This is a genomic window from Hymenobacter chitinivorans DSM 11115 (genome assembly GCF_002797555.1).
Taxonomy (GTDB): Bacteria; Bacteroidota; Bacteroidia; order Cytophagales; family Hymenobacteraceae; genus Hymenobacter; species Hymenobacter chitinivorans.
The window spans coordinates 172,422-195,311 of the sequence record NZ_PGFA01000001.1 but is presented as its reverse complement, the minus strand read 5'-3'; the positions used below and the strand labels follow the sequence as shown (position 1 = coordinate 195,311).

The following is a 22,890-nucleotide window of genomic DNA, read 5'->3' as shown; positions in this document are numbered from 1 at the left end:
AATAGAGGAGAGACGAATCATGACGGGTGCCGCGGGGCGGCGTGGGAGTGTTTCGCGCTTTAAATCGTTTAAACCGCTAAATCGTTGCAAAACTAGATGTTTTTTTTCGGAAACTTTGCCGGGCCGGCGCTAAAAAAATGCGCCAACTTTGCCCCTGCCCCGGCCTGACCGGAATACTGGCCCGAACAAATCCGTCTGTTCCAGCCCCTACGCCCCTATTTCCCTTTTTCTCGCGGTATGAGTGAAGTCCTGAAAATATTTAAGATTGGCGGTGGCATCATCGACGACGCGGCCCAGCTGGGCCAGTTTCTGGCGGCGCTGGCCCGGGTGCCGGGCCCCAAAATGGTGGTCCACGGTGGCGGCAAGGGTGCCAGCCAGATGCTGCAGGACCTGGGCATTGCGCCCCAGATGGTGCAGGGCCGCCGCATCACCGACGCGGCCACGCTCGACATCGTGACCATGTTTTACGCTGGTAAAACGAATAAGCAAGTGGTAGCGGGGCTGCAACAGCACGGCGTCGATGCCCTGGGCTTGTCGGGGGCCGATGGCAACGTGATTCGCGCCAGCAAGCGGCCGGTCAAGGAAATCGACTACGGCTTCGTGGGCGACCTGGACGAGCACAGCGTAAATACCGGGCTGCTGCAAACCCTGCTCGGCACGGGCCTGACGCCGGTTTTCTGCGCCATCACCCACGACGGCCACGGGCAGCTGCTCAATACCAACGCCGATACCATTGCCAGCTCCCTGGCCCGGGCCCTGGCGCCGTTTTACCAGGTGGAGCTACACTTCTGCTTCGAAAAAGACGGGGTGCTGGCCGACGTGACGGACGAAACCTCCGTGATTCCGCAGATAACGCCCGGGCAGTACCAGGAGCTCAAGGCCCGCGGCGTTATTGCAGCCGGCATGGTGCCCAAGCTCGACAACGCCTTTGCGGCTCTGGAAGCTGGCGTGGAGCGGGTGGTAATTGAAAACGCCCTGAAAATCAACGAGCCCGTAAAAACAATTCTATGCCGGAATTAACCGACCAGCTGGCCGAAGACGCTATTCAGCTCCTAACCCGTCTCATCCAAACTCCGTCGTTTTCGCGGGAGGAAGCCGCTACGGCCGCGCTGATTTTTGAGTTTTTGCGGCAGCACGGGGCTCAGCCGCAGCGGGATTTGCACAACGTGTGGGCCGTAAACCGGCATTTCGACCCCGATAAGCCCACCGTGCTGCTCAACTCCCACCACGACACGGTGAAACCCGGCGCGACCTGGACTTACGACCCGTTCGGCGGCGTAGTGGAAGAAGCCGACGACAAGCTCATCGGCCTGGGCTCGAACGACGCGGGCGGCTGCGCGGTGAGCATGCTGGCCACATTTCTGCACTTTCAGGACCAGCCGGGGCTGCCGTTCAACCTGATTTGCGCCATTACGGCCGAGGAAGAAGTTTCGGGCGCCAACGGCATCAGCAGCCTGCTGCCCCAGCTAGGCAAAATTGACTTGGGCATCGTAGGGGAGCCCACGCAGATGGACATGGCCATAGCCGAGAAAGGCCTGGTGGTGCTCGACTGCACCGCCCACGGCCAGACCGGCCACGCGGCCCGCAACGAGGGCGAAAACGCCCTTTATAAAGCCGTAGCTGACATTCAGTGGCTGCAGCAGTACAAGTTTGCGAAGGTATCGGAGCTGCTGGGGCCGGTGAAGATGACGGTAACCCAGATTCAGGCCGGCACCCAGCACAACGTGGTGCCCGACACCTGCCACTTCGTGGTGGACGTGCGCACCAACGAGTTTTACTCGAACGAGGAAGTGGTGCGCACGGTACAGGAACACCTGCAGTCGGAGGTGAAGCCCCGCTCGGTACGGCTCAACTCGTCCCGCATCGACCCGGACCATCCGCTGGTGCGCCGGGGCGTGGCCCTGGGCCGCAAAACCTACGGTTCGGCCACCATGTCGGACCAGGCCCTGATGCCGTTTCCGACGGTGAAAATGGGTCCCGGCGACTCGGCCCGCTCCCACACCCCGGACGAGTACATCTACCGCTACGAAATCCGGGGCGGCATTCGGGCCTACATCGAGCTGCTGGAAGGGCTGCAGCTCTAGGCTCAGGCCTGTTCCAGGGTGGCAATATCAAGTTTGTGCATCTGCATCATGGCCGCCATTTTGCGTTGAGCCCGGGCCGGGTCGTCGCTGCGCAGGAGCTGGCCGATGTTGGCCGGCGTAATTTGCCAGGACACGCCAAACCGGTCTTTGAGCCAGCCACAGTCGCCCGGCTCACCACCATCGGCCGTGAGCTTATCCCACAGCGCATCTATTTCGGCCTGATTCTGACAGCTTACCGACAGCGAAATGCCGGTTGTGAAGGTGAAGTATGGTCCGCCGTTCAGGGCAACGTACTTTTGTCCGGCCAGCTCAAATTCAACCGTCATGACGCTGCCAGCGGGCATGTAGGTGCCTTCCGAGTAACGGGTAATACTTTGGATGGCCGAATCTGGGAACAGGCTGGTATACAGCTGAGCGGCTTCTTCCGCCTGGTTGTTGAAAGTCAGAAAGGTGGTAATCTTTTGCATGGCGCCGTATTCTGGTGGGATGAGACGTAAAAGTACCAGTCGACCTGCGCCGCAAGCAGTATAAAAACGACAAATACCGGGCAATTTGCGACAGGTCTGCGGCCAGACTTGGCGCAGCTTTACCCGGTCGTAACACGTAGTACCGAAAAGTCCCGACAGCCGGGCTTTTCAAGACAATTGACCATGAAGATTTGGGACAAGGGCATTGCCGTTGATAAGAAGATTGAGCAGTTCACCGTGGGTAAAGACCGGGAGCTGGATATGTACTTGGCGCAGTTCGACGTGCGGGCCTCCCAGGCTCAGGCCTCGATGCTGGCCCAGGCCGGGCTGATTTCCGGGGAGGAAAACGAGCAGCTCCAGCAGGGCCTCGGGGAGCTGGCCCAGCAAATTGCCGAGGGCCGCTTTACCATCGAGGAGGAGTTTGAGGACGTGCACTCCAAAATCGAGTATTACCTGACCGAAAAGTTCGGCGACGCGGGCAAGAAAATTCACACCGCCCGCTCCCGCAACGACCAGGTTTTGACGGCCATTCAGCTCTTTTTGAAAGACTACACCGAGCGGGTGGCGGCCAAGACCCTGGAATTGGTAAACGTGCTGCTGCAGAAAGCCGACGCCCACCGGGCTGATTTGCTGCCCGGCTACACTCACTTCCAGGCCGCCATGCCCAGCTCGTTCGGGCTCTGGTTTTCGGCCTACGCCGAGCACCTGCTGCTGGACCTGGCTTTGTTTGAGGCCGCCCACACCGTGGCCGACCAGAACCCCTTGGGCTCGGGTGCCGGCTTCGGCAGCTCCTTCCCCATCGACCGGCAGCTGACGACCCGGCAAATGGGCTTCGGCAACGTGGCCGTGAGCAGCGTGGGCGCCCAGATGCTGCGCGGCAAAACCGAGAAAACCGTGGCCTTTGCCGTGGCCGGCATGGCCGCTACGCTGGCCAAACTGGCCTACGACCTGGTGCTGTATAACGGGCAGGACATGGCCTTTGTGGAGCTACCCAAGGAGTTTACGACCGGCTCCAGCATCATGCCCCACAAGAAAAATCCGGACGTGTTTGAGCTCATCCGGGCCCGGTGCAACTCCCTGCAGGCCCTGCCCAACACGATTACGCTCACCATCAGCAACCTGCCCAGCGGCTACCACCGCGACTTTCAGACTCTTAAGGAGCTCCTGTTCGAGCCGCTCACGCAGTTTCTGGACATCCTGGATATCGTGCTCTTCGCCCTGCCCCAGCTGAAAATCAAGCCCGACCTGCTCAACCAGGCCAAGTACGACGCAACTTTCACGGTGGAAAATATCAACCAGCTCATCCAAAGCGGCACCCCGTTTCGCACGGCGTATAAGCAAGTGGGCCTGGCGGTAGAAGATGGTTCCTACGTGCCCCACAAGGAATTCCAGACCACGCATCTGGGCAGTATTCACAATTTGGGGCTGGAAGAAATCCGGGCGAAGGTAGAGCGGCTGAAGAGTTCGAGCCAGCTGTTTTAGCCTAGTCTTGCTGATAAAAGAACGTCATGCTGAGCTTGCCGAAGCATCTCTACCGCTTCGTTGCGAGGCTCAACGTCTAGGCCTACTGATGTAGCGCACGTTCATAGTTTCGCACTCGTAAAACGCCATTTCCGCGTTGCCGAAAACTAGCATGGTGCCCATGCCGTGTCCTACAGTCATGCGCAAAGCTTCATCTATAGTTAGCGTCTGAGTATCGATGGAGGGGTTTTCGCTAATGACATAGCAGGTTGTACCAATGAGCCCCTGTGTCTGAAGCGCTGCACGAACCACTTCCTCCTCAATACCTCGGACGTACTCAAAAGCTTCTGCTTGCAGAATATTGAAGTGATTCAGGTCAGCAATAAACTTTCCCCGGTTCTTTGTCGAACGCACGAACTGAATATATCGGTCTTGTTTACTCTGGTTGATAAACCGTTGAATTACCTTGATTTCTAATTCAGTGTTCTGCGCCATAGGCAAACTTACCTTTATTAACTTTTACCTCTTCTGCACTCCAACGAAGCGGTAGAGATGCTTCGGCAAGCTCAGCATGACGTTCTTGCAACACAAACGATAAACCAATACCCTCAGCTCAGGATCTGACTCGCCACCAGCCCTGAGTTGATGTTCTTCCTTTTTCAACCCCGCCTCTCTCCCGGCATTTTCCTGAGCGAATACCCAAACCATTCCCATGAAGATCAAAAAAGCAGTGATTACTGCCGCCGCCCGCGGCCAGCGGCTCTACCCGGTGGCCGACACGATTCAGAAGGCCATGCTGCCGGTAGTAGACGTGGACGGGTTGCACAAGCCCACCATCCAGATTATTGCCGAGGAAGCTTTTGGCAGCGGCATCGAGGAGCTGTGCGTGGTGTGCGCCCCCGGCGACGGGCCGCGCTACGTGGCCGCTTTCACCTCTCTGCGCGACAACCTGATTAAAACCTACCAGAACATCGACTGGGCCCGGCAGCAGGCCGAGAAAATCGACCACCTGCTCAGCCGCCTGCAGTTTGCCGAGCAAACCGAAGCCCTGGGCTACGGGCACGCCGTGGCCTGCGCCCGGGAGTTTGTCGGCCACGAGCCGTTTCTGCTGCTGCTCGGCGACTACCTCTACGTCTCGGACGTGGCCGGCAAGCGCTGCGCGGCGCAGGTGCTGGAGCTGGCCACCCAGCAGGAGTGCGCCGTGGCCGCCGTAAATCCCACCATTGAGCACCAAATCAACCGCTACGGCACGCTCACGGGCAAGCACGTAGCGGGCCAGGCCGGGGTGTACCAGATTGATAAAATCATCGAAAAGCCTTCGTTGAGCACCGCCGAGCTGGAATTGCAGACGCCGGGCCTGCGGGCGGGCTACTACCTCTGCTTCTTCGGTATGCACGTGCTGACGCCCAGCATCTTCCCGATTCTGCAGAAGCAGCTGGACGCTGGCTCGGCTAACGTGCTGCTGACGCCCGCTTTGCAGGAGCTGGCCGAAACCGAGAAGTACCTGGCCCTGGAAGTACGCGGCAACCGCTACGACCTGAGTCGCCGCCACGGCCTGCTGCGCGCCCAGCTGGCCCTGGGCCTGGCCGGCGAGGCCCACGACGAGACATTGACGACCATGGTAGAATTGCTGGCTGAAGCCAATACCCGCAAGTAGAGACGCAACATTGCGTCTCGTCGTTGAACGGCCTGCGCCTGAACGACCTGGTTTTACACAACGTCAGCAACGATTGAGACGCGAATACGCGTCTCTACACCCAACGTCATGAATATTTTCGTCGAAACCATTACCGCTACCGAGCCCACGAAGCGGAACCGGGACTTTTACGCCCTGAGCCGGGGCCTCTCGGCGCGGGAGCTGCTGCGCAGCCTGCGGGAGTTGGACGAGTTCCGCAAGGCCACGCCCAACCTCTACGACAAGGTGCGGGCCATCCTGTTTTTGTACGCCGGGTTCCGGTTTTTCCTCCAGGAAACGCCCGACGTGCCGGCCGTGGGCAAGATTCCCTACCACGGCTTTGAGGATTTGCTGAGCCGCCGCTTCGAGCAGGCCATCAGCACGTTTTTGCGGGAGCTGGACCAGCACGGCCCCAACGCCACGCTCTTCAGTGCCCTGGCCGACTCCTACCACCACCTCTCCTTCCAGATTCTGGCCGACCAGGTCCGTAAGAGCGTGCGCTCCAGCCGGGGCAACCAGTGGATGTTCCGCGTGGGCCACCAGGACGAGCACCCCATCCGGATTCACCCGGCCCTGCTGCAGCGCAACGACTCCTCGCTGTTTTACCCCGTGCTGCACGAGCACACCTCCGTGCGCATGGACCTCACCCACAGCGGCTGGTCGGACATCTTCTTCCTGGGCATGGACTACCCCGAAGGCGCGCGGGTCGTGAACCTCTCCATTGACCTGGGCATGTTCGGGCGCGACAAGGACATCCGGCCCCCGCTGCACAGCTACGTGCGCGTGATTCCCGAGCCGGTCTTGCGCCTGACCAGCATCGATTTGAACACGACCAAGGACGTGACGGACCTGGCCGACCTGTTCAACTTCGGCAACGACTACCTGAGCTTGGTCAAAGCCGGGGTTATTGCCTCGGGCCTCATTCCACCGTCTTTCGAAGGCACTAACCAGAGCCTGACCGAAATCCTGGCGCGCATCGTGGCCCCGGGCATGGGCATCGAGCTGGTGACCAAGGTGAACGACATTCCCAAAGGCTCCCGTTTCGCGGTTTCGACCAACCTGCTGGGCTCTATTATCAGCCTGCTGATGCGGGCCACGGGCCAGACCAAGAACCTGACCGGCGGCCTCGACGAGAACGAGCGGCGGCTAGTAGCATCCCGCGCTATTCTGGGCGAGTGGATTGGCGGCTCGGGCGGGGGCTGGCAGGATTCGGGCGGGGTGTGGCCCGGCATCAAGGCCATTCAGGGCACCTTCGCCCAGCCCGGCGACCCGGAATACGACATCAGCCGGGGCACGCTGCTGCCGCGGCACCGGGTGCTGGAGGGCGAGGACGTGCACCCCGAAATCGGGGAGCGGATTATGAAGTCGCTGGTGCTGATGCACGGCGGCATGGCCTCCAACGTGGGCCCGATTCTGGAGATGGTGACCGAGAAGTACCTGCTCCGCGGGGCCCAGGAAACGGCCGCCCGGCAGCTGACCAACGAAATATTCGACAACATCCTGGCTTCCATCCGGGAAGGTGACATTCAGAAGCTGGGCGCCAACACGGCCCGCAACTTCGAGGGGCCCATCAAGACCATCATTCCCTGGGCCTCGACCTACTTCACCGAGCAGATTATTGCCAAGGCCAAGCAGGAATTCGGGGCCGACTACTACGGCTTCCTGATGCTGGGCGGCATGTCGGGCGGGGGCATGGGCATGTTCGTGAACCCCGATAAGTACGAGGACTACAAGGTGCGCGTGCTGGACATGCTGCGCACCACCAAGCAGGAACTCTCGGCCGCCCTGCCGTTTGCCATGGAGCCGGTGGTGTACAACTGGAGCATCAACCGGCGCGGCACCTGGAGCACGTTGCACGAAGGAAATGAAGCCCTGATGCCGGAACAGTACTACGCCATCCACGTGTCGGGCTTGGTCAAGCAGGACCCGGAAACCATTTCCTACCTGCGGCGGGCTGAAATCGACTATTTCACGACTTACTGCGAGCAAAACAACCTGGCCTATCCGCTGCTGCGCACCATTGTGAGCAACCTGTTCAAGGTATCGGACCCCACGAGCCAGGGCAACCGCAGCGTGGAAAACGACAAGGCCGAGCAGATCAAGCGTGAAAACGGCTTCGACTACATCCAGCACGAAGACATCCGGGAGGAATTGCAAAAGGGCCTGATTGGTCTTTCGCGCAACCGCCTGCCGGCCGAAACGGCCATCGACGACGTGCAGGCCGCCGACGTGGTGCAGTTTGCCGACTTACAGGACGTAACCCAGCTTGGTGAAGAGGCCATTCGGGCCGGGAAGGTGGCCGTGTTGAGCCTGGCGGCCGGCGTGGGCAGCCGCTGGACCAAGGGCGCGGGCGTTATCAAGGCCCTGAACCCGTTCGTGGAAATAAACGGGCGGCACCGCAGCTTCCTGGAAATCCATTTGGCCAAAACCCGCCGCGTGGCCCAGCAGTACGGAGCCAAAATCCCGCACATCGTGGCTACCAGCTACCTGACCCACGAGCCCATCCGGCAGACGCTGGCCCAGACGCAGAACTACGGCTACGACGGCGCGGTCTACCTCTCGGAAGGCCGCTCGATTGGGCAGCGTTTCGTGCCCATGGAGCGGGATTTGCGCTTTATGTGGGAGGAAATGCCCCAGGAAACCCTCGACGAGAACAAGCAGAAAGTGCGCGACGCGGTGCGCAACACCATGATCAGCTGGGCCAAAAGCAAGGGCGAGGGCACCGACTACGTCGACAACATTGCCGCCCAGCGCTTCTCCCCGCTCGGCCACTGGTACGAGGTATCGAACCTGCTGCGCAACGGCACGCTGGCCCGCCTGCTGCGCGAAAACCCCACGGTGGAAACCATCATGCTCCACAACATCGACACGCTGGGGGCCGACGTGCACGCCGCCGCCCTGGGCTACCACCGCGCCGCCGGCAACGCCTTGACCTTCGAGGTAATCCCGCGCCGCATCGAGGACCGCGGCGGTGGGCTGGCCCGCGTGAACGGCCAAGTGCGCCTGCTCGAAGGCCTGGCCCAGCCCCGCGAAGAAGACGAGCTGGCGCTGAGCTACTACAACTCGATGACCACCTGGATTGAAGTCGACCCACTGCTCCAGCTTTTCGGCCTCACCCGCGCCGAGCTGCAAACGGCCGACGAAACTCAGCTGGCCCGGGCCGTGCGCGCCGTAGCCCAGCGCATCCCGACCTACGTGACGACCAAGGACGTGAAGTTCCGCTGGGGCCACGGCCAGGAAGACATCTACCCCGTAGCTCAAATCGAGAAGCTGTGGAGCGACATGTCGGCCCTGCCCGACGTGCGGTGCGGCTACCTCGTGGTGCCCCGCAGCCGCGGCCAGCAGATGAAGGACCCCGCCCAGCTCGACGCCTGGGTAACCGACGGCAGTAAGGCCCACGTCGAGTCGCTAGGGGTGTTCGGGTAAGAGGCCTGGTTGAGAATAATTTTATTTAATTTCTTTCTCTACCGGCTTGGTTAACAAAGAAATTAAATAAAATTATTCTTAACCGAGTTCGGCCAGCCTTCTTCCCAGTATCGTTTTTCATTCAACCTTAAAGCCCCGACCGGTGTAGTTACTGGCCGGGGCTTTCCCTTTTACCGCTATGAAACTCTATTTCCGCCTGATCTGGCTGTTGCTGACTGCCCGTTTCCAACCCAAGGTACCGGTCATGGGCCCCTGCCGCACCAGGTTCCGGGTGTGGCCTACCGACCTGGACGTGATGCGCCACCTCAACAACGGGCAGTATCTGACCATGTGCGACGTGGCCCGGATGGACCTGCTGATTCGCTCGGGGCTGCTGGCCAAAATCAAGGACTTTGCCCCGCTGGCCGTGGTGGCGGCCGAAACCATCCAGTTCAGCCGCTCTCTGGAGCCGTTTCAGGCCTTTGAAATCGAAACCCGGGCCCTGGGCTGGGACGAAAAGCTGCTCTACATCCAGCAGCAGTTTATCCGGGAAGGGCAGGTAATGGCCACGGCCGTAATCAGCCTGCGCTTCGTGAAACGCAAGGGCGGCACCGCCGACCCGGCCGAGGTGCTGGCCCACGCCGGCGAGCCGACCGAGTCGCCGGAGCTGCCGGAGTGGGTGCGGGCCTGGAGCCAGAACATGCGGGAGCTGCGGGCGGCTTAGGCGCGAAAACTCTGCCGTAGTAGGCGCGTATGGTTTTAGAGAGGATGCTTGTCGTCTTCCCTTAAAACCCACTGCACCATGGCTACTGACCAAGATACTACCGCGAATACCGACGATAAAAAGCACCAAGCCACCCCCCCCGGCACCTCCAGCCAGTCGTTGGCCGACTCGGAAATGAGCGTGGGCAAAGGCGCCCTCAACACCGAGCCCGGCGACGAGCAGGAAAACAAGGAAGCCGACCGGAACGCCGTGCGCCCCGGCCAGGGCCTGGCACCATCTGAAGCAGCACCCAAAGCCGACTGGGGCGGGCAGTTCGGCAACAGCGTGCAGCCCGTGTACCACGACGCCGACCGTCTCGAAAACCAGCTGGCCAGCCCCGGCCGCGGTGAGTTTGGCCCCCAGGACACGGGCGGTACCCAAGGCGGCTACGGCAACCAGTACCGCGCCAACGACGTGTACGGCGGGCAGCTCGGCTCCCAGCCCGTAAATACCGGCGGCTACCAGGGCGGCCGGCCCGAAAACAACACCGGCACCGACGAGTACAACCCCCAGGGCAGCACCTTCGGCCACGCCACCGCCACGCCCCTGGCCGGCACCACCGTCGACCCGCACTACCGCAACGACAACGCCTCTCCTACTGCTCCTGATTCGGGCTTTAGCGAGGATTACGGCCATTCTTCCCTGGTCGGTGGGGCTGGCAACGCACAAGCCGGCACCAGTCACGAGCGGAACCAGAGCGCCGACTACGACTATATTCCTTCCCAGGGCAGTGCCCGCGACGAGCAGCCCGGCACCAGCTACAACCCGCAGCCCACGGTGCACGGCCGCACCGGCGAGCTGAACGGCGCCAACGAGCCCGGCCCCAACCGGGAAGCCGCCACGCCCACCGGCTCCGACTCCCGCACCGGCTACACCCGCACCGAGGGCGAAACCAGCTATCAGGGCAACAGCGGCGAGGGTATCGGCTCGAAAGGCGGCTCCTACAACGACCCCAACGATTCGTCGAACCCGGCCGCGGCCGACGGCGGCGCGGCGCAGCAGGACTACAGCCGCGACGCCCAAAACAACGCCCCCGTACCTCCCCACGACAACGGCTCGGATTACGGTACTATGCCCCGCCGCAACGCCGGCCGCGACAACGACGCGGACCGGAGCTAGAGCGGGCTAGACACAAGTAAGCGGGGCGGTAAAGGGGTGGTCGACCACCTCTTTACCGCCCCGCTTACTTGTGCAATAGAAGCTCTTTATGCAAACCAGGCCGCCGCATGCGCGACAAAGACAGCCAAAACCAACGGCTTTAGCGTTGGCCCACGCTGCCTTTGGCCTCTTTTCCGTCTTTCGATGCTCCCGAAACACTTTCGGGCGGACCCAGGTAGCTGGGCTGCACGCCGCCGAGGTTCACAACCAGCTTTTCGAGCACCACGCCGGGGTCCACGCGCCAGAACTTGAGCGTGTGAGTGCCGGGCTTGGCTATATTGTGCTTCGATTCTCTGAGGATAATATTCTCGGCTACGGCCTTTTCCCAGGGCCTGTTCCCATTGTCGGCGACTAATCCAGCGTGCAAGTTGACAACCTGCGGCGCTTCGTCGTCGAACGACACGGCGTAGCGCAGGCCCTGACCACCGAGGAAATTCAGCGTGGGGGCCAGATACGCCTGCACCGTTACCGGGCCGCTGCCGGTGAGCTGCACCTGATACTCCAGGTGGGGCGAGTTACCGGCCGGGTCTTGGCTGGGCACCGTGGTTGGGAAGGTGGTGACGCCGGAGAGGGTGCGGCCCAGGTCGGGAATGGTTTGCCACTTCACGGCGCCGCCGTCCACGGCTTTAGTGTAGTGCCCGGCTTCGATGGAAACGTAGCCGTCGGCTTCCACAAAGCCCGGTTCTTTCGGTGCTAGCTGAGGCTTTTTAGCTGCCCCCGGCTGACTTGGGGCCGGAGCCGCGGCAGAAGCCTGGACCACGGTCTGTACGGCAGGCATGGCGTTCTGCTCGGGCTGCTGCCAGTAGGTGTAGCCAATGTGGGTTTGGTCCATCATGTGGTTCCACTTGCCGCCGGCCAGGGCGTGGTAGCGCCGGGTGATTTCCGCATCTTTGGCGTAGAGGGCCTTGGCTTTTTCGGCCAGCGCGTTAGCCGTAGCCTGGCCGTTTTTGGCGGCTTCCCGGTTTTGGGCCACCGTGTAGTAGAGCTCGTTGAGGTTGGCGCAGGCCTGTACCGGGTGCAGCACCAGCTGATAGTAAGCGTCGTGGTACTCAGCGGGCAGCTGCTCGTTGATTTTCTCGGCCTGGGTCAGCAGCTGGTTGTAGTCGGCTACCACCGTGGCCCACTCACCGGTGGCCAGGCTGTAGGTGTCGGCGTTGAGCAATTCGGGCTTGCGGCGGGAATTGTACTTGGCGTATTTGGCCAGGATATCGGCAATGCCGGCGGCGTATTTCGGGCCAAACTGCTTGGCGGCCCAGTCGCGCGAGTAGTCGTCGACTTGGTCGGCACTGATTCGGTCGGGGTTCCAGGCGTAGTCCAAAAAGAAGCTGATGGGAAATTCCATAGGCTTCAAATCCCCCACGTTCACAATCCAGATCTGGTTGGCGCCGTACTCGTGGGCCAGGTGCATTTGCTCCCAGATGCGCGGCAGCGGGTTCGTATTGAGCCACTTGTAGTTGCGCGGCCCGCCCACGTAGTCGAAGTGGTAGTAGATGCCGTAGCCGCCGGCCCGGGGCTTCTCCCCTGCTTTGGGCAGCTTGCGGAGGTTGCCCCAGTTGTCGTCGCAGAGCAGCAGCGTCACGTCGTCGGGCACGCGCATGCCCTTGTCGTAGTAGTCCTGCACTTCCTTGTAAAGGGCCCAGAGCTGGGGCGTTTGCGCGGCGGGCTTGCCGGTTTCCTCGGCAATAATCTTGCGCTGGTCGGCCACGATTTTTTCCAGTAGAGTAATGTTGCTCCCCTCGCTCATGGGCTCGTCGCCGTCGCCGCGCATGGCCAGCGTCACGATGCTTTCATGAGTGCCCATGTTTTTGATACCCTGCCGCCAGAAGTCCTGGAGCGTCTTTTCGTTGGTCTGGTAGTTCCAGGGGCCGGAGCCGAAGCGCTTCCACTCCTGCTGGGACCGAACCATGGGCTCGTGGTGCGAGGTGCCCATCACGATGCCGTACTCGTCGGCCAGCACCGGGCTCTGCTTATCGTCGTCGTTGAAGGCGTTGCCCCACATAGCGGGCCACAGGTAATTGCCCTTGAGCCGCAAAATCAGCTCAAACACGTGCACGTACATTTTCGAGTTGATACCGCCGAACTTCTCCTTGGCCCAACCCGACAGCGCCGGCGCTTCGTCGTTGAGGAAAATACCGCGGTACTTCACCTGCGGCGTACCCTGCGTATGGCGCCCGGCGGCCACGTACAGTGCCTTCTGGGGCTTGGTCGGCACGTCGGCCCACCAGTACCACGGCGACACCCCAATCTGCTGCGACAAGTCGTAGATGCCGTAGATGGTCCCGCGCTTGTCACTGCCGGCAATAACCAGGGCCCGGTCGACGCCCGGCAGCGGCTTTTCCACCACCTGCAGCACGAAGGTTTCCCACCGGCCTGCCACGCTAGATACATCCAGCTTCTTGCTTTTCACCAACCCGTCAATCAGCGGACTTTTGCCGATGGTACCGATGAGCACGACTTCCTTACCCGTGGGCGCTTTGTCAGTAGTCAGCGTCGGGGTGAGCTTGGTGACGCGGTTGATGTCGGCCTGCAGGTCTTTGGCGGCGCGCAGCACGCCGGGCCAGTCGGCTTGGCTGGCGTACAACGCCGCCGTTTTGCCACCGGCTGCCAACGGGAAGCTTCCCGTGCTTTTGGCAACTGAAATGTACGAGGCATTTTGCGCGGCTGCTGAGCCGGTCAGCAGCAGCAAAAGCAAGAGTATTCGGACGGAACGTATCATGATTTCACGCAGTGGTGCGCAGTGGGTGGCGCAGGGTCTCGCAGTGAACGGCCGCCGCGCACCACTGCGGCAACCACTGCGAGACCCTGCGTGAAAAAACCTTAGAACTTCACCACTTCCCAGTAAGCCTTCTTGGGCTTCTGGTTCTGGTCGAAGAGCAGCGGATAGTTTTTGCGGCCGGCTACGGGGTAGGTGTCCAGCCAGGTGTACTTGTCGGAGATATTCCAGAACGTGACGCCAGTCAGCACCTTTTTGTAGTCGCGGAACACTTTGAAGAACATCCGGTACTGCTCGGCCTGCTTCTGCTCCAGCTCAGGCGTGTAGGCATCCGACTCGCCGGGGCGCTTCTCGCGCTTATCTTTTTCCCAGGGGTAAATCGACACGTCGAGCTCAGTAATCTGCACCTTCAGGCCCAACGATGAGTACTGGTCCAGGGCCTGGCGCAGCTCGGCTTCGGTGGGTTCCTGCAACGACCAGTGCCCCTGCAAACCCACCGCGTCAATCGGCACCTTGGCGTCCTTGAGCTTCTTGAGCAGCTTAAATATCCGCTCCCGCTTTTCGGGCCGCTCGGTGTTGTAGTCGTTGTAGAACAGCACCGCTTTGGGGTCGGCTTCGTGGGCGTACTCGAAGGCTTTGGCAATGAAATCCTCCCCGCAGATCTTATACCACTCCGAGTTGCGCAAAAACTCCTGGGGGTTGTCCGAAATGGCTTCGTTTACCACGTCCCAGGCGTAGATTTTACCCTTGTAGCGTTTCACCACCGTGAAAATATGGTCGTGCAGACGCTTGAGCAGCACTTCCTTGCTGACTTGCTTGCCCTGATCGTCCTTGAACAGCCACCTGGGCGTCTGCTCGTGCCAGAGCAGGTTGTGGCCCCGCACCCGCAGCTTGTTGTCCTGGGCAAACTTGACGATTTCGTCGGCATCCTTCCACTCGTAGCGGTTTTCCTCCGGGTGAATCGGGCCCATTTTCATGGCATTTTCCGGCGTGATGCTGTTGAACTGCTGCTTGATCAGTTCCCCTTCCGCCCCGCGCAGCCCCGCCGGCGACACAGCCACCCCCACCGGAAAATAATCCTTGTAGTAATCTTTCAAGCCCTTTTCGGGAGCTTTCTGCTGGCTGCTGAATACGGTCAGGCCCGCTAGCAGCAGGCCGGTAGTGGTGAGTTTGCGGAAGGGAGTGGTGGGTTTCATCGAGTGGATTTTGGTATACTTTTTCCGTCTGTCATCCTGAGCTTGCGAAGGACCTTTTCACGCTAGAACGAGTCGTCCTACTGGCATGAGGTCCTTCGCAAGCTCAGGATGACAGACGGTGGTATGGTTGCGCTTTTATCGTCCGTTCCTACTTCAGCTCCAGCACCACCACCGACTGCGGCGGCAGCTCCACGGCCAGGTTTCCGCCGCGCTTTTTAGCGCCATTGAAAGCTGTCAGCTTTACCTTGTTCGGCTTGTCAAAGGTGTTGTAGTCGTTGACGTTGCCCGAAGTCAGCACGCGGCCCGATACGGTTTTCCAGGTCACGCCGGGCAGGGCGGTTTCCAGCTGCAGGGCCTTTTTCGTGTCGAGGTTGACCAGGGAAATGTGCACCGCCCCGCTGGCGTCTTTCGAGGCCGAGGCATTTAGCGCCGGCAGCTTCTGGCCACCCAGCTCATACTCGGGGCTGGTGAACTGCAAAGGCAGATACTGCGCGTTCTGGTGGACCTGGTAGAGGTCAAACACGTGGTAGGTGGGCGTGAGCAGCATCTTCTCCTTGTCGGTCAGGATCAGGGCCTGCAGCACGTTGACGGCCTGAGCCAGGTTGGCCCCGCGTACCCGGTCACAGTGGTTATTGAAGATGTTGAGCGTGGTGCCGGCCACCAGCGCGTCGCGCAGGGAGTTTTGCTGGCACAAAAAGCCGGGGTTGGTGCCGGGCTCCACGTCGGTCCACACGCCCCACTCGTCCACGAGCAGCGCCACCTTTTTCTGGGGGTCGTACTTGTCCATGATGGCCGCGTGCCGGGTCACGATGGGCTCCATTTTCAGGCAGTTCTTCATCGTGTTGAAGTACTGGGCCTCGTCGAAGCCGGTGGCCGCGCCCTTGCTGCCGGTCCAGCTGCCGGTGGGCAGCGTGTACTGGTGCAGCGTGAGGCCCCACATCATGTCGAGCGGGATTTTCTTCATGCACGTCTCGGTCCAGTTGGCGTCGTCGCCGTTGGCCCCGCTCACGATGCGCTTCAGCTTGGGGCTGCCCGGGTAGTTGTGGGCAAAAGTGGCGTAGCGCCGGTACTCGTCGGCGTAGTGGTCGGCCGTCATGTTGCCGCCGCAGCCCCAGCTTTCGTTGCCGATGCCCCACATGAGCACGCCGTAGGGCTCGGGGTGGCCGTTTTGCTTGCGCTGCTGGGTGAGCGGCGTGTCGGCGTTGGAGTTCAGGTACTCCATCCAGTTGGCCATTTCCTGCACCGTCCCACTGCCCACGTTGGCGGCCAAATACGGCTCGGTGCCGAGCAGCTTGCAGAGCTCCAGAAATTCGTGGGTCCCGAAGGAGTTGTCCTCTACTGCGTCGCCCCACCAGGTGTTGATGGTGCGGGGGCGTTGGGCGGTGGGGCCCACTCCGTCGCGCCAGTGGTAGGCGTCGGCGTAGCAGCCGCCGGGCCAGCGCAGGTTGGCTACTTTAATCTTGCGCAGCGCCTCCACAATATCCATGCGGATGCGGCCCTGCTTGGGCACGTTCAAGCCCGGGTCAACCCAGAAACCGTCGTAGACGCAACGGCCCAGGTGCTCGGCGAAGTGCCCGTAAATGTCTTTGCTGATTTGCAGCTTCGGGTCTCCGGGCTGCACGGTCAGGCGTACCGCTTGGGCAAAAGTAACGTTAGCCGCGGCCAGCACGAAGCCAGCTGCCGCCACCAGGCGCTTTAGGTTATGCATCGAGAGGATTGGGGAATTTTTCGATGGGGAAAGGTCAGAAAGCGCAAAAACAACCCGGGCAGCTGGCCTCCCAACCAGCCGCCCGGGCGTATTCTTACGCGGTAGTAGCCGCCAGCGGCGCCGACTGCAGCGCACTCAGCACCGTGCGCAGCCCTTGCTCGGCGTTGTCGCCGAGGTGGATGCGCAGCGTGCGGCGGTTGTAGTCGTGCAGGGCCTGCAAGTCGCCGGCGGCCTGGGCGTTCTTGAACGTCCCGAAGGAGTACGAACGGCCCGGCAGCGCCAGATCCTGCGGGTGGTCGACGGTGAACTGCACGAACAAGCCCTTGTCGGGGCCGCCCTTGTGGTACTGGCCCGTCGAGTGCAAGAAGCGCGGTCCGTAGCCCGAAGTCGTGGCCAGGTGCAGCTGCTCCTGTACTTGCGTACGCAGCTCCGCCAGGCCCTTGTTCAGCTCGTCGGATTCGGTCAGGTAGGCTTGGATGTTGAGGAAGTCGCCGGCTTTGGCCTGGCCGAAGAAGTTGCGGATTACCTCGGCCGCACTGCCGCCCGAAACGGCCGTGAAGTACGACACGCCGTTTTCCGTCACTTTTGCCGGCTCACCAGCGGGCAGGCTGCCCTGCTCCTGCACCACCTTCATCAGGCTGTCGGTAGCAGTTTTGGCGGCCTGCACGTTGGGCTGGTCGAAGGGGTTGATTTCGAGCACGGCGCTGGCTACGGCCGTAGCCACTTCCCAGCGGAAGAACTCGGCGCCCAGGTCCAGGGCATCGTGCATGCGCACGCTGATTACCGGGTGACCAGCGGCCTGCAAAGCTGCGAGCTTCGCGGTATTCTCGGCGTCAGCGTCATTTTCGTAGCCTACGTACACGAACACGCGGTCCTGACCGTAGACTGCCGGCTCGCGGGCGGGCTCACCGGCCACGGGCAAAATGCCTTTGCCTTCCTTGCCGGTGCTTTCGGCAATAAGCTGCTCCAGCCACAAGCCTAAGTCGCTGAGCGAGTTCGGGACAATCAGGGTGAGCTTGTCGCGCCCTTGCTGAGCCAGTACGCCCAGCGCCACGCCCAGTTCCAGCCCCGGATTCTGCTCCACCGCGCCGTAGGCACCGTTGGCGCGCATCATGCGGATGGCCCGCTCCAGGATTTCCCCGATGGGCAATCCGTATAAGGCGGCGGGCACCAGCCCGAAGTATGACAAGGCCGAGAAACGGCCGCCGACTTCGGCGAAGTTCAGGAAGATACGGCGGTAGCCCTGCTCGGTGGCCGAAGTCACGAACTTGGAGCCGGGGTCGGTAATGGCCACGAAGTTCTCGCCGGCCTTGTCGCCCTTGATTTGCTTGAGTCGGTCGTAGAAGTAGTCGCCGAAGGCCAGGGGCTCGGCCGTCGTGCCCGACTTGCTGGCCACGATGAACAGCGTCTCAGCCAGCGGCACCGACTCTTCAATCTGGCGCACCGTGCCGGGGTCCGTCGTGTCGAGCACCGACATCGGCAGGCCGTTTTCGCCCATCGGGAACGAGGATTTGAACACAATCGGCGCCATCGTGCTGCCGCCCATGCCCATTACAACGATGTGCTTAAAGCCCGCGGCTTTTACCTCGTTGACGAACTGCTCGATTTCGGGCACGGCGCCTACCATCGTTTCGGCCACGCGCAGCCAGCCCATGAAGGAGCGGATGCTCTGCTGCCCGGCCTCGTCCTGCACCCACAGGTCGGCTTTCTTATCCCAGAAGCCGGTAGTGAAGTTTTTGGCGTTGAACTCCTGTACTTTGGCGTCCACGGCCGCTTGGTACTGGCCCAGCTGCAGGGTAGCTTCGGCTACGCTCGAATCGAGGGAAGTCAGGCGCTTCTTTTCAATGGAGTCCATCAGCTTGCCGAAGGGCTCGTTGAATTTCTTGGCCCCGTCGACTTCCAGGAAGTTGGTTTGCTCTTCGAGGTTGATGCCCAACTCGGGCAGGCGGCGCAGCACGTCGGCGGCTTTGTCGAGGCCTTCTTCGAGGCGGTTGGCGGGCTTACCCTTTTCGCGGAAGATGTCGAGGGTTTCCACCGGCACGGTGTTCACCGTTTTGGGGCCGATGAGGTTTTCGACGTACTTCAGGTCGTCGTACTTGGGGTTCTTGTTGCCGGTGCTGGCCCACAGCAGGCGCTGGGTATCAGCACCTTTGGCGGCCAGGGTTTCCCAGCGCGGACCCGCAAAAATCTCCTTGTAAATCTGGTACGCCTGCTTGGCGCTGGCCAAAGCCACTTCGCCCACCAGCGACTGGGCCAACTCGCCCTTCTCCCCACCTTCGGCGGCAATTTTCTCCAGCATCGGGTCAATCAGCACGTCGATGCGCGAGAGGAAGAAGCTGGCCACAGAGTCGATATTTTCGATGGGCAGGCCGGCTTTTACCCGGTCTTCGAGGCCCGAAAGGAAGGCTTCGGCTACCAAGCGGTAGCGCTCCAGGCCGAAAATCAGGGTCACGTTGACGTTGATGCCCTCGGCAATGAGGCGGCGGATGGCGGGCAGGCCTTCCAGCGTGGCCGGCACCTTAATCATCACGTTGGGCCGGTTCACGGTTTTCCAGAACCGGATGCCTTCCTCAATCGTGCCTTCGGTATCGTTGACCAGGGCCGGCGACACTTCCAGGCTCACGTAGCCGTCGGACGAGTTGTCGTGGCTGTCGTAGAGCGGGCGGAACAGGTCGCAGGCGTGCTGCACGTCGGCAATGGCCAGGGCGGTATAGATTTCGTCGGTGGTTTTGCCCTGCAGAGCCAGGCTGCGGATGGCCGCGTCGTAGTCGTCGGAGCCGCCGATTGCCTTCTCGAAAATGGCTGGGTTCGAGGTTACCCCACGCAGGGCTTCGTCGGTGATACGCCGCTGCAACTCCCCGTTGATCAGGATCTTGCGACGGATAAAGTCCAGCCAGATGCTTTGGTCGAATTGACGGATGTCAACTAATGGATTCATAGGGTTTCTGTTTGAAGTCGTTCCAAAGATGAGGAAACTCCTTCTTTAGGCTTTCACCGGGCCCGTTTATTTTGCTATAAATCCCTGATTTCCTACCCGATATTTTCCGGTAAGGCCAGTGCGCACTAGTGGTTTTGAGGCAACTGAGCGTGGGGTCAGAAAGCAAACAGTGAGGCGTGCCAGCCGGCGGATGTAGCCGCCAACGCAATGCGAAAAGCTCTCCCTCGATTCGCACTGCGCGCTGGTACGCCTCTTTCTGCTTCCTCCTCTCCCACACTTCTGTTCGTCGGGTGTTAGGCCCGGACGCGCAGTAAAAACTGATTGACGAGCGAGAGTCCGGCTGGCCGGTGGGCGTTGCAGCACCCGCCCGGCCAACGTTCCTCACTCACCTTTTTGATACTAGATGTACTGGTTGATGATGCTTTCCAGCCACTCCTGCTTACCACTTTTCGGCGTGGGCTCACCCGTTTCGTGGGCGATTTTGCGCAGGTCTTCCAGCGTCAGCTGGCCTTTCTCGAAGGCGGCGCCGGCACCTGAATCAAACGAGGCGTAGCGCTCCTGCCGGAACTTGCGGTAGGCCGACTTTTCCAGGATGGCATCGGCCGTGACGAGGGCGCGGGCGAAGGTGTCCATGCCGGCAATGTGGGCAATGAAGATGTCTTCGAGGTCGGTGGAGTTGCGGCGGGTTTTGGCGTCGAAGTTGATGCCCCCGTGCTTGAAACCACCCGCTTCGAGGATGATGAGCATCGACTCGGTCAGCTCGTTGATGTTGTTGGGAAACTGGTCGGTGTCCCAGCCGTTCTGGTAGTCGCCGCGGTTGGCGTCCATCGAGCCCAGCATGTTGGCATCGGCCGCCACTTGTAATTCGTGCTCGAAAGTATGGCCGGCCAGCGTGGCGTGGTTTACTTCCAGGTTGAGCATGAAGTCATTTTCCAGACCGTGCTGCTTCAAAAAGCCGATTACCGTGGCCGCGTCGAAGTCGTACTGGTGCTTGGTGGGCTCGGCGGGCTTGGGCTCAATGAAGAACTTGCCGGTGAAGCCCTGCTGGCGGGCATAGTCGCGGGCCATGGTCAGGAAGCGGGCCATGTGCTCCTGCTCGCGCTTCATGTTGGTGTTGAGCAGGGTCATGTAGCCTTCCCGGCCACCCCAGAACACGTAGTTTTCGCCGTTCAGAGCAATGGTGGCGTCAATGGCATTTTTGACCTGCGTAGCGGCGTGAGCTACCACCTGGAAGTCGGGGTTGGTGCTGGCGCCGTTCATGTAGCGCGGGTTCGAAAACACGTTGGCCGTGCCCCAGAGCAGCTTTACGCCGCTAGCCTGCTGGTGCTCCTTGGCGTAGTCGACAATGGCGGCCAGGTTCCGTTCGTACTCGGCCAGGGAGTTGCCTTCGTCCACCAAGTCGATGTCGTGGAAGCAGTAGTAGGGCGTGCCGAGCTTGGTGAAGAACTCGAAGGCGGCGTCCATTTTGTCTTTGGCGCGGCCAATGGCTTCGTGGTGGGCATCCCAGGCGAATTGCTTGGTGCCGGGGCCGAATGGGTCACCGCCGGTGCCGGTGAAGGTGTGCCAGTAGGAAACCGCGAAGCGCAGGTGCTCCTTCATGGTTTTGCCGGCGACAATGCGGTTTTCGTCGTACCACTTAAAGGCCAACGGGTTGTCCGACTCGCGTCCTTCGAAGCGGATGGTGTCGATGCCGGTGAAATACTCGGTTTTAGAAAGCGTGTTGGATGACATGCCGAGGGGTGGTTGGTAAGGGTACGATTTGATTGAGAATGGACTGCCAGCGGGTGTAGGCAGCCTGATATTGCTCCTGCAATTCGGCAGTGGGCTCCAGGGTCAGAATCCGCTCCAGGCCATTGAAAGCTTCGTTGGTGCTGGCGTAAATACCGGCCCCGACGCCCGCGCCGCGGGCCGCGCCCTGGGCCGCGTCGGTGTTGAGCAGCTCCAGCTCCACGCCGGCGCTATTGACGAAGGCCTCGCGGAAAATCGGGCTCAAAAACATGTTGGCGTTGCCGGCCCGCACTTTGCGCACCTGCACCCCAGACTGGCGCATGATGTCCACACCGTAGTTGAGGGCGAAGACGATGCCTTCCTGGGCGGCGCGGGCCACGTGCACGCGGCCGTGCTGGTTGAAGTTGAGGCCCCGCAATTCGGCTTCGAGCTGGCGGTTTTCCAGGATTCGCTCGGCCCCGTTGCCGAAGGGCAGGAACGTGAGGCCGTCGGAGCCGACCGGCGCTTGGGCGGCCAGCTGGTTCATGTCCTCGTAGCTGATGTCGCCGAGGACTTTGCGCAGCCAACTATTCAGAATGCCGGTGCCGTTCATGCACATCAGCACGCCGTTTTTGGGCTGCTCCGGCGTGCTGTTGACGTGCACAAAGGAGTTGACCCGGGAGCGGGAATCCGACGTCATGGTTTCGTTGATGCCGTAAACCACGCCGCTGGTGCCGGCCGTGGCAGCTATTTCGCCGGCCTGCAGCACATTCAGCGAAAAGGCGTTGTTGGGCTGGTCGCCGGCCCGGTAGCTGATGGGCGTACCGGCCGTAAGGCCCAGCTCCCGGGCCGCTTCGGGCGTGAGCTGGCCCTGCACCGAGAAGGTGTCGACTACCTCGGGCAGCAGGGCAGAACTGATGCCGTAATAGTCGAGCAGCTCCTGAGCAATGGCCTGCTGCTTGAAATTCCAGAACACGCCTTCCGACAAGCCCGACACCGTGGTCTGGAGCTGGCCGGTGAGCTTGAAGGCAATGTAGTCGCCGGGGAGCTGGATTTTGTGAATCCGCTCGTAGATGGCGGGCTCGTTTTCGCGCACCCACTTCAGCTTGGAAGCCGTGAAGTTGCCGGGCGAGTTGAGAAAGTTGTCGAGGCAATACTGCTGGCCCAGGTCCTGAAACGCCTGGTTGCCGTAGTCCACGGCGCGGCTGTCGCACCAGATAATGGCGGGGCGCAGCACCTCGCCGTCTTTATCGACGAGCACGAGGCCGTGCATTTGGTAGGTGATGCCGATGCCGGCAATCAGGGCCGTATCGAAGTCGTGGTCGGCACGGAGCTGCAGGGTGGCGTTGACAACTTCCTGCCACCACCGCTCGGGGCGCTGCTCGGCCCAGTCGGGCTGCAGGGCGGTTATTTCCATCTCCTTCTTCGGCGAGGTGACCGAGGCCACACACCGGCCCGTTGCGATGTTGAGCAGCGAGGCCTTGATGGACGAGCTGCCGATGTCGTAGCCGAGGAGGTATTTCATGGGGTTGGGTACGGCCAGCACTGCTCCTGGGAAGCTGCTGAACCGGGTGGGAATTTTATGGAGGAAAAGGCAGGCGCAAGCGTCGTTGGC

General features: G+C 61.2%; 15 protein-coding genes. 7 read left to right on the top strand and 8 right to left on the bottom strand.

Annotation, left to right across the window (positions count from 1 at the left end; all coding sequences use genetic code 11):
- Window positions 1-237 precede the first annotated feature (237 nt).
- Window positions 238-1,020, top strand: a complete 783-nt coding sequence (gene argB / locus CLV45_RS00715; protein ID WP_100334482.1) for an acetylglutamate kinase — start codon at window positions 238-240, stop codon at window positions 1,018-1,020.
- The gene (locus tag CLV45_RS00710; protein ID WP_100334481.1) at window positions 1,008-2,084 is read left to right on the top strand and encodes a M20 family metallo-hydrolase; all 1,077 of its coding nucleotides are present in this window, start codon (window positions 1,008-1,010) and stop codon (window positions 2,082-2,084) included. The genes argB and CLV45_RS00710 overlap by 13 nt, the downstream gene beginning before the upstream one ends.
- Window positions 2,085-2,086: 2 nt before the next feature.
- On the opposite strand, the gene CLV45_RS00705 is transcribed toward CLV45_RS00710, so the two are convergent.
- Complete coding sequence (locus tag CLV45_RS00705; protein ID WP_100334480.1) at window positions 2,087-2,551, bottom strand: VOC family protein; 465 nt, start codon at window positions 2,549-2,551, stop codon at window positions 2,087-2,089.
- A gap of 183 nt (window positions 2,552-2,734) precedes the next feature.
- On the opposite strand from CLV45_RS00705, the gene argH reads away from it, so the two are divergent.
- Window positions 2,735-4,033 (top strand): argininosuccinate lyase, encoded by a 1,299-nt coding sequence (gene argH / locus CLV45_RS00700; protein WP_100334479.1) that lies wholly within the window; start codon window positions 2,735-2,737, stop codon window positions 4,031-4,033.
- 69 nt (window positions 4,034-4,102) lie between these two features.
- Here argH and CLV45_RS00695 read toward each other — a convergent pair whose 3' ends face one another.
- Window positions 4,103-4,507 (bottom strand): hypothetical protein, encoded by a 405-nt coding sequence (locus CLV45_RS00695; RefSeq protein WP_100334478.1) that lies wholly within the window; start codon window positions 4,505-4,507, stop codon window positions 4,103-4,105.
- 217 nt (window positions 4,508-4,724) lie between these two features.
- On the opposite strand from CLV45_RS00695, the gene CLV45_RS00685 reads away from it, so the two are divergent.
- The 4 genes from CLV45_RS00685 (at window position 4,725) to CLV45_RS00670 (ending at window position 10,974) form a co-directional block, all read left to right on the top strand.
- Window positions 4,725-5,669: a UTP--glucose-1-phosphate uridylyltransferase gene (locus CLV45_RS00685; protein WP_100334476.1), complete on the top strand. Its 945-nt coding sequence runs from the start codon at window positions 4,725-4,727 to the stop codon at window positions 5,667-5,669.
- Window positions 5,670-5,777: 108 nt separating this feature from the next.
- The gene (locus tag CLV45_RS00680) at window positions 5,778-9,113 is read left to right on the top strand and encodes a UTP--glucose-1-phosphate uridylyltransferase (RefSeq protein ID WP_100334475.1); all 3,336 of its coding nucleotides are present in this window, start codon (window positions 5,778-5,780) and stop codon (window positions 9,111-9,113) included.
- Window positions 9,114-9,291: 178 nt separating this feature from the next.
- Entirely contained in the window at window positions 9,292-9,816 is a 525-nt protein-coding gene (locus tag CLV45_RS00675; RefSeq protein ID WP_100334474.1) for a thioesterase family protein, read from the top strand.
- Window positions 9,817-9,894: 78 nt separating this feature from the next.
- Window positions 9,895-10,974: a hypothetical protein gene (locus tag CLV45_RS00670; RefSeq protein WP_100334473.1), complete on the top strand. Its 1,080-nt coding sequence runs from the start codon at window positions 9,895-9,897 to the stop codon at window positions 10,972-10,974.
- Window positions 10,975-11,113: 139 nt separating this feature from the next.
- Here CLV45_RS00670 and CLV45_RS00665 read toward each other — a convergent pair whose 3' ends face one another.
- The 6 genes from CLV45_RS00665 to CLV45_RS00640 form a co-directional block, all read right to left on the bottom strand.
- Window positions 11,114-13,729, bottom strand: coding sequence for a glycosyl hydrolase 115 family protein (locus CLV45_RS00665; protein ID WP_100334472.1), 2,616 nt, complete (start codon window positions 13,727-13,729; stop codon window positions 11,114-11,116).
- Between the two features lie 101 nt (window positions 13,730-13,830).
- The gene (locus CLV45_RS00660) at window positions 13,831-14,922 is read right to left on the bottom strand and encodes an endo-1,4-beta-xylanase (protein WP_100334471.1); all 1,092 of its coding nucleotides are present in this window, start codon (window positions 14,920-14,922) and stop codon (window positions 13,831-13,833) included.
- Window positions 14,923-15,070: 148 nt separating this feature from the next.
- Window positions 15,071-16,630 carry an alpha-N-arabinofuranosidase gene (locus CLV45_RS00655; RefSeq protein WP_100334470.1) on the bottom strand — a complete coding sequence of 520 codons (1,560 nt, stop codon included), beginning with the start codon at window positions 16,628-16,630 and terminating at the stop codon, window positions 15,071-15,073.
- 94 nt (window positions 16,631-16,724) lie between these two features.
- Window positions 16,725-19,568, bottom strand: a complete 2,844-nt coding sequence (locus tag CLV45_RS00650) for a bifunctional transaldolase/phosoglucose isomerase (RefSeq protein WP_100334469.1) — start codon at window positions 19,566-19,568, stop codon at window positions 16,725-16,727.
- Window positions 19,569-19,967: 399 nt separating this feature from the next.
- Entirely contained in the window at window positions 19,968-21,299 is a 1,332-nt protein-coding gene (gene xylA, locus CLV45_RS00645; protein ID WP_100334468.1) for a xylose isomerase, read from the bottom strand.
- Window positions 21,277-22,800, bottom strand: a complete 1,524-nt coding sequence (locus tag CLV45_RS00640; RefSeq protein ID WP_100336912.1) for a xylulokinase — start codon at window positions 22,798-22,800, stop codon at window positions 21,277-21,279. Before CLV45_RS00640 ends, xylA begins: the two co-directional genes overlap by 23 nt.
- Between the last annotated feature and the right edge of the window lie 90 nt (window positions 22,801-22,890).